At 53.5% G+C, this 13981-nt stretch carries 11 protein-coding genes; 3 read left to right on the forward strand and 8 right to left on the reverse strand.

Going from position 1 to position 13981, the window contains the following annotated elements; all coding sequences use genetic code 11:
* The first annotated feature begins 180 nt into the window (after positions 1-180).
* The 3 genes from N0M98_RS14270 to N0M98_RS14280 all read left to right on the forward strand — a co-directional run bounded on the left by N0M98_RS14270 (position 181) and on the right by N0M98_RS14280 (position 4971).
* On the forward strand, positions 181-3069 hold the full coding sequence (locus N0M98_RS14270; RefSeq protein ID WP_259618296.1) for a galactose-binding domain-containing protein: 2889 nt from the start codon (positions 181-183) through the stop codon (positions 3067-3069).
* 216 nt (positions 3070-3285) lie between these two features.
* Positions 3286-3711, forward strand: coding sequence for a MarR family winged helix-turn-helix transcriptional regulator (locus tag N0M98_RS14275; RefSeq protein ID WP_249863358.1), 426 nt, complete (start codon positions 3286-3288; stop codon positions 3709-3711).
* 63 nt (positions 3712-3774) lie between these two features.
* Positions 3775-4971 (forward strand): MFS transporter, encoded by a 1197-nt coding sequence (locus tag N0M98_RS14280; protein ID WP_249863359.1) that lies wholly within the window; start codon positions 3775-3777, stop codon positions 4969-4971.
* 51 nt (positions 4972-5022) lie between these two features.
* Here the strand turns inward: N0M98_RS14280 and N0M98_RS14285 are convergent, their stop codons facing one another.
* The 8 genes from N0M98_RS14285 to N0M98_RS14320 form a co-directional block, all read right to left on the reverse strand.
* A complete protein-coding gene (locus N0M98_RS14285) occupies positions 5023-7278 on the reverse strand; it encodes an ATP-binding cassette domain-containing protein (protein ID WP_259618297.1) in 2256 nt (751 codons plus the stop codon).
* Between the two features lie 221 nt (positions 7279-7499).
* Positions 7500-7922, reverse strand: a complete 423-nt coding sequence (locus tag N0M98_RS14290) for an SRPBCC family protein (protein ID WP_249863361.1) — start codon at positions 7920-7922, stop codon at positions 7500-7502.
* Positions 7919-8248 (reverse strand): ArsR/SmtB family transcription factor, encoded by a 330-nt coding sequence (locus N0M98_RS14295; protein ID WP_259618298.1) that lies wholly within the window; start codon positions 8246-8248, stop codon positions 7919-7921. Before N0M98_RS14295 ends, N0M98_RS14290 begins: the two co-directional genes overlap by 4 nt.
* Before the next feature lie 264 nt (positions 8249-8512).
* Positions 8513-9445 (reverse strand): NAD-dependent epimerase/dehydratase family protein, encoded by a 933-nt coding sequence (locus N0M98_RS14300; RefSeq protein ID WP_259618299.1) that lies wholly within the window; start codon positions 9443-9445, stop codon positions 8513-8515.
* A gap of 42 nt (positions 9446-9487) precedes the next feature.
* Positions 9488-10369, reverse strand: a complete 882-nt coding sequence (locus N0M98_RS14305; protein ID WP_249863364.1) for a sugar phosphate isomerase/epimerase family protein — start codon at positions 10367-10369, stop codon at positions 9488-9490.
* On the reverse strand, positions 10366-11316 hold the full coding sequence (locus N0M98_RS14310) for a sugar phosphate isomerase/epimerase family protein (RefSeq protein WP_249863365.1): 951 nt from the start codon (positions 11314-11316) through the stop codon (positions 10366-10368). Before N0M98_RS14310 ends, N0M98_RS14305 begins: the two co-directional genes overlap by 4 nt.
* A gap of 28 nt (positions 11317-11344) precedes the next feature.
* On the reverse strand, positions 11345-12997 hold the full coding sequence (locus N0M98_RS14315; RefSeq protein ID WP_259618300.1) for an extracellular solute-binding protein: 1653 nt from the start codon (positions 12995-12997) through the stop codon (positions 11345-11347).
* A gap of 87 nt (positions 12998-13084) precedes the next feature.
* A complete protein-coding gene (locus N0M98_RS14320; protein WP_249863367.1) occupies positions 13085-13981 on the reverse strand; it encodes a carbohydrate ABC transporter permease in 897 nt (298 codons plus the stop codon).

A 13981-nucleotide genomic window follows, 5' to 3' on the forward strand; every position in this document is an offset into this window, starting at 1 on the left:
GTTTTGAATGGTTGCTTCATCGTCGATCTTTCGAACAACACTATTCGCTTTCCGGTTCGCAATTCCTGCCTTGCAAAAATGATATGGGTCCGATCAATTTTTGATCGTTGAACAAGCGCCGCCTTCGGGGCATGATGGGAATATCCCGCCATGCGAGTGGCACAAAGGAGGCAGTAAGCGATGAGTATAGCAAGAAACATACGCGCGACGCTGGTCGTCGTATGGGCGGCCGCCATTATTTTTGCAACCGCTGTCATCTTCACATTTTCCCCCGCAACGGTATACGGTCAGATCGGCAATGGGCTGAAGGGCGAGTATTTCGACAACATGGATTTTACCGATTTGAAAATAACCCGAACCGATGCGAACGTCAATTTTAACTGGGGTTCAGGGGCTCCCGACGCATCGATGGGCGCGGATACGTTCTCGGTTCGCTGGACCGGGCAAATTCGCCCACTGTATTCGCAGCAGTATCGTTTTTACGTAGGCTTCGACGGCGGCGTCAGGCTGTGGGTCAACGGAGAATTGCTGCTGGATCAATGGCATGATCAGACGGCGGCGGAATGGACTTCGTCCATTACTTTAACGGCGGGCGCCGATTACGACATCCGGCTCGATTACTATTCCAATACCGGGAACGCCTCCGTCAAACTGTACTGGTCCAGCGCAAGCCAGGCGAAGCAGATCGTGCCGCAAAGCCGCATGAGCGAGACGCCGCCGCTTATTAGCGCCGGAAAGACGGCAACCGCCCAAAGCTTCGAGGCCGGTCACGGTCCGGAATACGGCAACGACGCCGATGCGACCAACTCCAGCTATTGGTCCGCGTATCCGTATCCGCAGTGGTGGCAGCTCGATCTCGGTGCGAGCTACGATATCAGGACGGTCCGCATCCGCAACTACGTCGACGGGACCCGGTATTACCGCTATGACATTCAGACGAGCGCGGACGGAACGAACTGGACGACCGTTGCGGCGAAAACGAATAACGACGCGGCGACCGATGCCGGCGACACGTATGCGGTCAGCGGAACCGGCCGTTACATTAGGGTCAACGTGACGTATGACTCCGCCAATCGGGGCACGCACATCAGCGATGTTAAAGTTTACGGTTATAAAGCGTGCACGCTGGAACCGGCCTTGCTCACAACCGGCAAAACGGCCGAGGTGGAAGCGCTGCCCTCCTCCCCCGGCGATCCGATCACCACTTACACCCAGTCGGGCCACGAACCGCAATACGCGATCGACGGCGACGCCTCCAACAGCAGCTACGCCAGCATTTCGCCGTACCAGCATTACTGGCAGGTCGACTTGCAGGACAATTACAGGATCAAGCAGCTGAATATCCGCAATTACGCCGACGGAACCCGGTATTACCAGTACCATATTTATGTCAGCAAGGATCAGTTCAACTGGACGGAAGTCGCGGCGAAAACCGACGAAAAGGCTGCGGTCGACCAAGGGGACTCGTATGCCGTCGACGCTGCCGGCCGGTATATCCGGGTGATGGGAACCTACAATTCTGCTAACGCGGTGTTTCATATTTCCGATTTCAAAGCGTACGGCTATAGGGAAAATGTGCCTGTCCCTGAACCCGTCGCGAGCCGCAGCGCTTTCAGCATCATTCAATCGTCCGATAACGATGCGGCGAACGGGATTACATTTATTCCCAGCCCGGATTCGACCCATGAATACGGAATCGGCAGCGACTCGGACGCTTCCAGCGCCACCGTCGCCGGTCGTTATCTGCGCTTCGACAATGTGGATTTCGGCTCCACAGGGGCGAATCAATTTATTGCCCGCGTATATACGCCGAACGCCGATGCGGGGCAGCCGCAAGAGACGGTCCGGCTTGAGGTGCGGCTCGATTCGCCGACGGGGACGCTGGCCGGCACGCTTCCCGCCTTCAAGCAGTGGACGAGAAACAGCACCCTGGCCTGCGACATGGCCAACGTGACAGGCGTGCACAACGTCTACTTGGTCATCGGCAACAATTCGGCCAAAGGGCTCGGGATCAACTGGTTCCAATTTGCGCGCAAGACGGCGCTGCCGTCTCCCGCGCCCAGACCTGCCCCGCTCCCGGCTCCGGTCGCTTACAACGTCTATTTCGGCAATTTGCACAGCCATACCGCGTTCTCCGACGGCAAGAGCGTCCCGGATACGGCGTTCAATTACGCCAGAAACACGGCGCATCTCGATTTTCTCGCCGTAACCGACCATTCCAATCTATACGATCACGACCTCGCCTGGGATCAAAGCTTGGAATGGCGGGATTTGAAAGCGTCCGCCGACCGCAATACGGTGAACGGCAGCTTCGTCGCCATCGCCGGCAGCGAAACGACCTGGTACCCGCCGGGCGGGTTCGGCCATATGAATACGTTCGCGATGGAGCATTTTATTAACACGTATGAAACGGAATATAACGATGCGAACCGCTTCTATGCGGCTGCGAAGCAGTATCCGGCGTCGATCGTACAGTGGAACCATCCGTGGGACGCCGACTTTAACGGCTTTACCCCTTATGATGCGGATGTCGACAACGTCGTGGACTTAATAGAAACGGCGCGGTCCGGGAACCCGGGCATCGACGATTTGAGTCATTATACGACGGCGCTTGATTTGGGCTGGCATGTGTCGCCGAGCGGCAATCAGGATAATCACGCGGCGAACTGGGGGACGCTCGATACGCGCAGAACGGCGATACTGGCGGAGAAGCTGACGAGGGAAGACATCTATGACGCGATTCGCAGCCACCGGGTGTACGCGACGACGGATGCGAACATGAAGGTTATGTTCAAAATCAACAATCAAATGATGGGGTCGACGCTGTCCAATCCGTCCGCTTTGAATTTTACGATCAGTGCGGCAGATCCCGACGCAGGCGACACGATCAAAAAAATCGAGGTATATACGGAGGGCGGGCAGCTGGCCGGTTCCGCCAATTTCAACTCCAACAATGTGAGCTGGACCAGCTTTTCCGTGACGAACAATACCAAGAAATATTACTTTATCAAGGTAACTCAAGCCGACGGCCAAGCCGCGGTCACAGCTCCGATCTGGACCGGTTTGTAGAAGCTGGCTAGTGCTGCCGGGAAACGCGCGCGTATTTTAAATTAGACGGAAACAAGCCTTCCCCTCAACCGAGCTTTTGCCGATTATAACTGGCTACTCCAAGGAATCCTTGGAAGTAGCCTTTTTCAACCGGTTTGACGATTTCGATATTGACAAGAAATTTATTCCATGTTAATGTTTGTATGTACAAACAACAACTTGAAAGGGTGATTACAAATGATAGCTGATTTATTAAATGGATGCCTTTACTTTACGGCGAATCAACTCGCTCGTGAAGCTGGAAAAATAGCCGATGAAGAATTTATGTCCCTTGGTCTGTCCCCTACTTACGCCTTTTTGATGCTGGCAGTGAAAGAGGAACCCGGGATAACCTTGACTGATTTATGTAAAATTTTGAACATCGCACCTTCTACCGGTACTCGCTTAATCGATAAACTGATTCATAAACGGCTAGTAGAACGAAGAACGGAAGGAAAACTTGCAAAAATCTTTCTCACTGAAAAAGGCGCAAACTTACATGGCGACATCAAGCTTTGCTGGGATCGGCTGTATGAACGGTACTCCTTGATTTTCGGGAAAGAAGCAGGCGACGAGCTCACCAAGCAAGCGCTGCTTGCAAGTGAACGTATTAAAAATCACTAATTTTTTTAATATTATATTTGTATGTACAAACAAATAACAATAATAGATAGGCGGATGATTAAAATGAACAAAAAAATGATAACCCATATTCCTCTCATCGCTTTAGCGCTCAGCACCTTTGCCATTTGTATGGCAGAATTCGTGATCATGGGGCTGATACCGAACATATCGAACGACTTGCATATTTCCCTCCCCTCGGCCGGATATTTAATTTCAGGCTATGCATTGGGGGTTGCCGTCGGTTCTCCTATTATGGGGATTCTCATTAAACGGATGTCTACGAGAAACCAGTTATTTTTGCTAATGGGAATCTTTGTTGTCGGGAACGCGATTTCCTTGATCGCTTCAGATTACAGCTTTTTACTGCTCGGGCGCATTGTCGCTTCCTTTACGCACGGTTCATTCATCGGGCTCGCTACTGTCGCCGCAACCAAAATCGTCTCTGCCGAAAAACAGGCGGCCGCCATCTCGATCATTTTCGGAGGGTCTACGATTGCCAATGTGCTAGGGGTTCCGTTCGGCACCTTCATCGGTCAACAATTTGGATGGCGTGCCACCTTTGCCGTGCTCACTTGCTTGGGAATTATCGCGGTGCTCGCGCTTCTGCTCTTTATTCCCAAGATAGAGCTGGGAGAACGACCTAAATTAAGTACGGAATTAGGGGCCTTGGTTCGACCCCGTATTATTCTCTCGTTGGTGATGGCTATTTTCAGCTTTGGCGGGATCTTTGCTACCTTCACTTTTATCGCACCCATGCTGGAGCAGTCTATTCACGTTTCTCCGAATCAAATCACTTGGATTTTTCTAATCTTCGGTATCGGCCTTACGGTAGGCAATATGTTAACAAGCCGATTGGCAAAATGGAAATCGGGAAATGTGCTGCTGGGAAATGCTATCTTTCTTGCAATTGTGCTAGGTACGATGTACTGGTCCGCCGAAAATATCGTCACGGCCTTCCTCAATGTATTCTTACTAGGGGCTGCGATGATGGGAATGATCAGCTTCTTGCAGCTCAGCATTATCAATAAAGCAAAAGATGCCCCCAATCTCGTTTCCATCGTCAACGTCTCCGTGTTGAATTTAAGCAATGCGGCAGGAGCGTTCGCCGGAGGATGGGTCATTGAAAGCTCGCTTGGAATGAGAGCTCTTCCCGCCGTCTCTTTACTTATTACAGTCATTGGCATCGCCCTTATCTTATATATTAACTATCGGGATCATAAAGGTGCGGAACGTATTTCCATCCGACAATATGCGAAGTAACACAGACAAGGCCCTCTTGAGAAGAGAGGCCTTGTTCTTTGTATATCCAAATTACTTCAAATATCTTCCCGTGATCGACTGCTCCGCATGGATGATCTGCGCAGGTGTGCCTTCGAACACCACCTGACCGCCCTTGCTGCCTCCGTCCGGTCCCATATCGATGATCCAATCCGCTTGGCTGATCACATCGAGGTTATGCTCGATGACGATCACCGTATTGCCGGCATCCACAAGGCGGTTCATGATTTCCAGAAGATGGCCGATATCGGACATATGCAGGCCGGTCGTCGGCTCGTCCATCACGTAGATGCTGCCGTTTTTATGCAGCTCGCTGGCCAGCTTGATGCGCTGGCATTCCCCGCCCGAAAGCGTGCTGAGCGGCTGGCCGAGCGTAATATAGTTCAGCCCCACATCGCTCATAGCCCGGAGCTTGCGCACAACCTCTTTGATTTGGAAAAAATCCAATGCCTGCTCTACCGTCATCTCCAGCACTTCCGCAATGGATTTGCCGTTCAGCTTGTACGCCAGCACCTCTTCCTTGAATCGTCTGCCTCCGCATACTTCGCACGGCAGCTTCACGCTGTCGAGGAAGGCAAGGTCTGTATATACGACGCCGAGCCCTTGGCAGTTCTCGCATGCCCCCATGGAATTGAAGCTGAACAAGCCTTGGTTCACCTTGTTCGCGGAAGCAAACGCCTTGCGCACGTCATCCATAATGCCCGTGTAGGTCGCGGGATTCGAGCGTGTCGACACGCCCACCGCCGATTGGTCGATGACGATCGCATCCGGATGCCGGCCGAGGAACACTTCGTTAATCAGCGTGCTTTTGCCTGAGCCGGCGACCCCCGTTACTACCGTCAGCACTCCGGTTGGAATATCTGCACTTACGTTCTGCAAATTGTGCAGATTCGCATCCTTGACGGACAGCTTGCCGGACGGCTGTCTGCAATCGCGTTTCAGCCTGATCGGCCGCTTCATATGGGTGCCTGTCAGCGTATCCGCCGCAAGCAAGCCTTGGAAGCTTCCTTCGTATACGATACTGCCGCCGCGGCTGCCGGCGTAAGGCCCGACGTCGACGATATGATCCGCCACCTTGATCACATCGGGATCATGCTCGACGACAATGACGGTATTGCCCTTGTCGCGCAGCTTTTGAAGCAGTTCGTTTAACCGGTGCACATCGCGGGGGTGCAGGCCGACGCTGGGCTCATCGAAAATGTAAGTCACGTCCACCAGGCTGCCGCTTAAGTGCTTCACCATCTTGACGCGCTGCGACTCGCCGCCGGATAACGTATCCGTCTCGCGGTCCAGCGTCAAGTAATCCAGTCCGATATCCGCCAGATGCTGCAGCCGTTCGGTCAGCGACCTCACGATCGGCGCAGCGACCGCGTCGTCAATCTCCCGGATGACGCGGATGAGCCGCCCGACCTCCATCGAGGACATGTCCGCAATGTTCAGTCCGTTGATCCTGCAGCCGAGCACGGCTTGGTTGAGTCTTGCGCCGCGGCAGCTTGGACAAACCCCCTCGGAGATGTACGGCGCAACAGATTGCTGCGTACGTTCGGACATCGTCTTCAAATCCCGCTTGATGTACTTATTGGTAAACTTCTCGATGCAGCCTTCCACCGTAATGTTCACAGTCTTGCCGCCAAACTGAGTACCCACTTTCTTCGCCTTGCCGTGCAGCAGCTGCTCCAGCTCCTCCTCCGGATAATCGCTCAGCTTCTTATCGGGATCGAAGGGCCCGGCCTGCACGAGCATCGCCCAATCCAACCCGTCTACCGCATAGCCGGGCAGCATAATGGCCCCTTCGCGCAGCGACTTGGACTTATCCAGCGCCTTGCTCATGTCGACGCGCAGGCTGCGGCCGATCCCGCTGCACTCGGGACACATGCCCTGGGGATCGTTAAACGAGAACATATGCGCTTGTCCGACATAGGGCCGGCCGACTCGGGAAAAGAGCAGACGGAGAATGGGAGAAATATCGGTAATCGTGCCCATCGTGGAATGGGACCCGCCGCCCAGCCGCTTCTGATCCACAATGACGGCCATGCTCAGGTTCTCGATCGCGTCCGCATCCGGCTGCGGATAGCGCGGCAGAAAATTGCGCACGAACATGCTGAAGTTCTCGTTCAGCAATCGCGTCGATTCTGCGGCAATCGTATCGAAGACGATCGATGACTTGCCGGACCCGGATACGCCAGTGAAGATCGTAATCTTCCGTTTGGGAATGCGCAGCGATACGTTCTTGAGATTGTTTTCTCTCGCACCTGAGATGACGATATATTCCTGATTTGCTTCGCTCATGTTTAACATCCTCCGATCATGTCAATTTAGGCTTATTCACTCATTGTACCATGCATCGTGATGGAATGCCGGACAGCGCGAGCTCCGACAAGGTATGATACTAATTACACGACAAAAGCTTGTCAGAGTGGTCCAAATGAGCATAAACCGGCCGCAAGTAGGCTGCAGCCGGTTTATGCTCATTCGGGTACGGCATTTCGGGTATTTCGTACCGAGTGCGATTACTGTACCAACAACTTTTCAAGCTCGCCGCACCATTTCGTCCAGCCGTACTTGGCGCCTTCGACACCTTGCGGGTTTGAGAATCCGGTTTGATCGAGATGAAGGTTTACCTTTCCGTCTCCTAAATCCTGCAGCGTCCAGGTGACCGTATGCTTCTCTCCTCCGCTGGCCCAAGTATAGGACAGTCGGTTAGGTTCGTCCACAATAAGCACTTCGCCGTCAATAATCCCATCCCACCATTCGGACGGCTGAGTGCGAAATTGAAAACGGTGCCCTACGACAGGCTTAAAATCGTTATCCATCGCCTGGCCGCTGTGAATATTAACCACCCACTTGGCGAGCTTGCTGGAATCGGTTAAGGCGGACCAAAGCTTCTGAATCGATGTCGTAAATTGAAAATCCAAGGCTAATGATAAACTCATGTTTCTTCCTCCTCTAATAATTGGTTCAAACGCAGCATATTCGCGCTCCAGAATTTTCCGTAGAAAGCTACCCAATCTTGTATTTCTTTAAGCGGGGCGGCGTTTAGCCGAAATCGCGTTTCTCTGCCGACTTTTCGTTCCAGCACCAGTCCCGCCTCTTTGAGAACGTTCAAATGCTTGGATACCGCTGTACGGCCCATTGAAAATTGCGCCGTTAGCTGATGAAGCGGCATCTCCTCTGTTTCTGCTAACAAACGAATCAGCCGGCGCCTAGTCGGGTCTGCAATAGCGTCAAATACATCCCGTAACTGGCTATTCTTGCTCACAACACCCTCTCCTACATAGTATTGCCAAAGGGCAGTCTTTCATATCGCCTTCGCCTTGCATGAGGCGATGCTTCGATATGAGACACCTTTTGGTGTCTGTTTGGATTATAGGACACCATTTAGTGTCGTGTCAACTGTATTTTTAAATTTCATAGGCAATCCGGTGGCAAAACGGGAGATCCAATGAAGAAAGACGCTGCCGTCTCCACTGAACGTGGTTTGGGAAGCGTCTTTAAAAGTCATGCCACCCGGCTCTCCGGCGGCTTAGAAGTCGTGCGGCGGATTTCGCCACGAATATTTTGGCTCGTAGCCCAGCTTTTCGCGCAGTTTCCTGCCGGTGATCACGCCCTCCGTCCCTTCCAAATGGCCGGCGAGCTCCTTCAAATCCGGCCAATGCCGTTCGACGACCGTTTTCGTATCCTCCCAATGTCTGCTATCCGTGTGGAGATAAAAGGCCTCAAACAGCTCCAGGTTGGTCGCCTCCAGCGCCAGGGCAAACGCTTGCGCCGCATCGCGCGGGTCGATATATTGATGCGTCGTGCCGATCGGGCCGCCCGTATGATTCGGACGCGCCTCGGGCGTTATATTGTATTTATACGTATCTCTTTGGAACGGATAATCCACCCCGTTGAGACGAAACGCTACGGTGCGGATGCCGTACGCCAATCCGAATGCCTTCAAGGTCTCCTCATTGATCAGCTTGGAAAGGCTGTAGGAATCCTCCGGCTGCAGCGGATGTTCTTCGTCAATCGGCAAGTAATGAACCCGGAACGGCCTGTCGCTGATGCGAAAGCCAAGGCCCAGCACATAGTAGGAGGAAGCGGCAACGACGGTCTTGACATGGAATCGGCGCGCCGCATCCATCAAATAATAGGTTCCCATCGTATTGACCCGCATCGTCTCGTCTTCCGGCATCCGCTGAATTCTGCTGCGCCCGGGCTGCAACGAAGTATCGTGCGTAATGGCGCCGAGATGAACGATGGCGTCCGCTCCGGACAGGTGAAGCGCGCGCATATTATCCTCAAGCGAGGTTAAGTTGCCTTTGACGAACGGAACCCCCTTCGGAAACGAGTCCGGATCGGGCGTAACCATATCGAAGGCGGTCACTCGATAGTTGCGCTCCAACAAATAATCGATCGTATACCGGGCCAACCGCCCGGCTCCTCCGGTTATCAATACGTTCTTATTGGTCGACATCGTCCCTAGCCTTCTTTCCCTTGATTTGACTGATGCACTCCCTTATACCGTGCGGAAGTTGCGATATCCCAGCTGCTCTAAATAACGCTTGCTTGCTTGAATCGCTTCCAGCGGCGGCATCATCGGACGGCCCTTCCGGGTCGGGCTCCACTGATTGCCGTCGAGCTCAACCAGCGCATAGTGGCTGTAATCGCGCTCCTCCAAATAGTCAAGTATGCCTTGAATATTGACCGTCCCCATACCGAGCGGCGTGTAGCCGAGAAATCCGGTTTTGTCGATTTCGCGCCCCTCCGCATCCCTCTCGACCGGGCCGCCGATATAGTCTTTGATATGCACCATGCGAATCAGCTCGTAATATTCCTTGACCAGCTCGAACGGGTCGGAGCCGCCCTTGGCGATTTGGCCGAGGTCCGGCGCGAAGGTAACCGCATCCGCATCCACCCCGTCCATCACCCTGCGTATTTCTTCCTCCGTTTCAACGGGCGTTCCGGTATGCGGATGAAAGCAGCAGAGCAGCCCTTGATCGCAAATCCGCCTGGCGAGCTCGTTTAACGTTGTCGTAATATGGGAATCATACTCCGTAATGTCGAAGCCGCTGCGCTGTATCATCATACCGCCGATGACGACAACCGGCCCGTTAAATTGCTTATACAGCCGTACCCAATCCATCACCTGCCGGATGCCTTCCTCGCGTTTGCCCGGATCGACGAGATCCAGATGACAATATAACGAGGTTAATTGCAGCCCGCTTCGCTGAAACCGTTCCGGCAAATCCCGGCCGCTCTTCTCCCAATCATCCAGAACCCAGCCGAACGTTTCCGTTCCCCAATAACCGCAAGAACCGATGGCTTCAATAGCTTGATCCACTTCATGGTTATCCCAAGTAATCGCTGTATGTCCGATTCGAATCCGCCGCTTCGTCATGGGCGCTCCTCCGATCCGTTCGCTTTTTCGTCCAGCAATGCTTGCAAATAGCGGATGCCTTGCGCAAAATATTCATATTCCTGCTCCCACTGGTCCCGGTTCGGGTCCCAAGCCATCCATCCCGGCTCTATCAGCAGATGCAAGCCGTCGGCGCGCGGACTATGCCTTGCGAGAAGATCGATCGCCCGCGACAAGTCGACATGACCTTCCCCCAGGCCGCATCCTTGCGCCGTCATCGGAATGTATCCCCGGACCGGCATATCGACAACAGCCATATCCTTCATATGGGTCGTGAACGCATAGGGGGCCAGCGCTTCGATATCGTCCTGCGGATCGCAAAACACCGTAAATCCGTTAGCCGTATCCAGAGCGGCGCCGACATTCGCCAAATCCGTTTGGTCCAACAAATAACCCATTTCCCGTCCGGTAAAATCGCAATGATTTTCCACGGCCAGCCCCACTCCCGCATCCGCAGCGATATGGCCCGCTTCGCGCAAAGCAGGAACCAGAGAATCCAGATGCTCGCGAACATTCATGCTTCGATTGAAGCGGCTCGTACTGACATTCAACCGTCCGTAGCCGGTCCGCACAACCGGCACACCCAGAAGCCGTGCCTGCCCGACGGCTTTCAAGAAACGCTGCCTGGCCTCGGCATCCGCATAAGGGCCGCTTACCCCGAAAGCGCCGGGGGCGGTCAGCTCCAGCTCTACGCCAAGCGAATCGGCCAGCGCCTTGATGGCGAGCAGCTTGCCTTCGTCGTCCGGCAGCACGCCGAATCCGATCTGGTGCGCCGTGCAGCCTAGAGCGGCCAGCCGGCGAATTTGCCACTCCGTGATGTCTTCCTTGGGCATATCCGGCGGCGCTGGATAAAAGCTGCCTTGTACCCCGATTTTCATGGAGCGCAGCTTGGCGCTCACATCCCGGTCTATTTGCAGCAGATCGTTCATTCCTTTCGCCCTCCTTCCGGTTGATAGGTTATTTACCTTTCCAATTTTTGTCGTATTCGCTTTGCTGAATGCTGATAAATTCATCGTTTCCGATTTTTTTCAGCTCGCCCAAATACGTATCCCAATCTTTATCGATGCTCCGGTTGCCGACGATAAAATCCGCCGTAGCCGCTTCATAATACTTTTTCAAGTCCTGCCGGAGCTGATTGTATTTCTGTGCGGTGTCCGGGCTAAAGAAGAACTTCGGCACGGAAACTTTTTCCGCGTATTTATCGTACAGTTTGGCTGATTCGAACAACGAGGTCTCCAGGTCGAACTGGCCCGCCTCCAGCTTCGCCCGCGCATCGGAGCCCCAGCGCTGCCATACGCTGTTTGCGCCGTGCCAATGCGCTTTCTGCGGGTCCTGCCAAATGTCGTGGCCGATGATCGCGAATTGCGCGTCGCCGCCGTTGGCCGCAATCGTCCCGGCCTTCGGCTTCTCCCAGTTCACGCCCGGTGTACCGTAACGTCCTCTGGCGCTCGCATCCGGCGTGAATTGAAAATCGATCCACTTGATCGCAGCGACCTTGTCTTTAACCGATGCGGGGATCATGAACTTGTAGCTGGCAATAATGCCGTAGTCGTTGCGGTAAGCGTTCTGGAAGCCGTTCGGCCCTTTAAGCGGCGGAACGATCTCATACTTCAATCTCGTGGAATCGTTGGCTGCGAATACATGCTGCCCGCCGCCGGCGACTGCGGCAACGGTCAGGCCGCCGTTCAGCTCGACCGTTTGCTTCATTTGATTTTCGTCGTTCGTGAATGCCGAAGGATCGATTAAGCCTTCGCCGTACAGCTTGTTCAGATAGCGCAGCCCCTCTCGCCATTCCGGCGTTGCATAAGCGGCCGCAACCTTGTCGTTTTTAACGTAGAGGCCGTCCCCGTCAAAATAAGTAAACGCATGCAAAATGAATTGATGAACGTTGGCGTACCAGCTTTTCGGCGATCCGGTGATGCCGATCTCATCGGCTTTTCCGTTGCCGTTCGGGTCCTTTTCTTTGACCGCCCTCAAGTACTGCGCCAGTTCGTCCGTCGTTTCGGGCATTTTCATATTCAGTTTTTTGAGAAAATCGGAGTTGATCCAGAAGCGCATCGCCCGGTCGCAGTTATAGCAAACCCCCAGCTCCCGAAGTCCGTAAATATGTCCGTCCGGCGCGGTAACCGACTTTTTTAAATCCGGATACTGCTCGAACTGCTGCTTGATGTTGGGCGCGTACTTCTCGATCAACTCTTCGAGCGGAATGAGCGCGCCTTGGGAGCCGTAGGTCGCCAGGAAGGAGTTGTCGGCGCCGAAATCGCCCATAACCACATCGCCCAAATTACCGCCGGAGGATAGCTCGAGGTTCAGCTTCTGCATCTTGTCGGCGTCGGGAAACAGATTCCATTTGACCTGAATATTCGTTTGATCCTGCTCCCAAGTCGTCAATTCGTTTTCACCGTATTCGTACGATAAAGTATTCGGCCAACGCGGTGTCGTGACCGTCAAGGGGGTTAGTTTCTTGGAGCCGTCCTTAGGTTGATCCGTCTTGTTGCTGCTGTCATTGCCGGTTTGCGAGGAGGAAGCCGACTCCGGGTTCGAGCAGGCGCTGACAACCATCGTTACTGCAAGAAGCGACGTTAGAAAGCCGATGAGCCCTTTTCTCACATACATTCTCCCTTCCATTGGATCTTATATAAATCAACCGGAACCCCGAATAAAGGGCTGCGGTTGGCTATATCCAGCGTGCTGCGGTCAACCTTTAATAGATCCGATCATCACACCTTTAACGAAATGCTTTTGTACGAACGGATAGACCAGCCAGACTGGCAGGCTGGCAACGACAACGATGGCATATTTGACCAGATCGGCTAGCCCCTGCTTGCGCATCATCGATTCGGGATCGGTGATCGTACTCGGATCAATGTTGTTCTGGACGAGAATATCGCGCAGAACGATTTGCAGCGGATAGAGCGTGTCGCTCTTCAAATAAATAAACGCGTTGAAATACGAATTCCAATGATAGACGCCGTAGAACAGCACCAGCACGGCCGTAATGGCTTTGGACAACGGCATGACGATATGCCAAATGAACTTCACATGCGAGCACCCGTCTATCGCAGCCGCTTCATACAGCTCCTGGCTTATGGTCGTCTGGTAGAACGTCCGGGCGATAATCACATTGAATACGCTCAGACCGGCCGGCAGCAGCATCGCCCATCTCGTGTCAATCATATGGAGGTTTTTCATCAGCAAATAGTTCGGAATCAGCCCGCCGTTAAACAGCATGGTGAACGCAAACAGATACATGATGATATTCCGCCCGACCATCGTCTTTCTCGATAAAGGATAGGCGGCCATAATCGTTAACGTAATGTTGATCAATGTGCCGGTCACCGTGTAAAATAACGTATTCGTATAGCCGATCACAATGCGCGGGTCGCGGAACACCGCTGCATAGCCTTCCAGGGAGAAATCGACCGGCCACAGAAACACTTTTCCGGTGACAACCGCTTCTCTCCCGCTGAAGGAAGCGCTGAATATATAAATCAAAGGGTATAATACGATCAAGAGAGCAAGCAGCAGAAGCAAATCGTTGCAGAAGTAAAACATTTTATCCGACCGGGTCAACGCCAATTTCGATTCCTTCAT

Source organism: Paenibacillus doosanensis, assembly GCF_025060755.1.
Taxonomy (GTDB): Bacteria; Bacillota; Bacilli; order Paenibacillales; family NBRC-103111; genus Paenibacillus_S; species Paenibacillus_S doosanensis.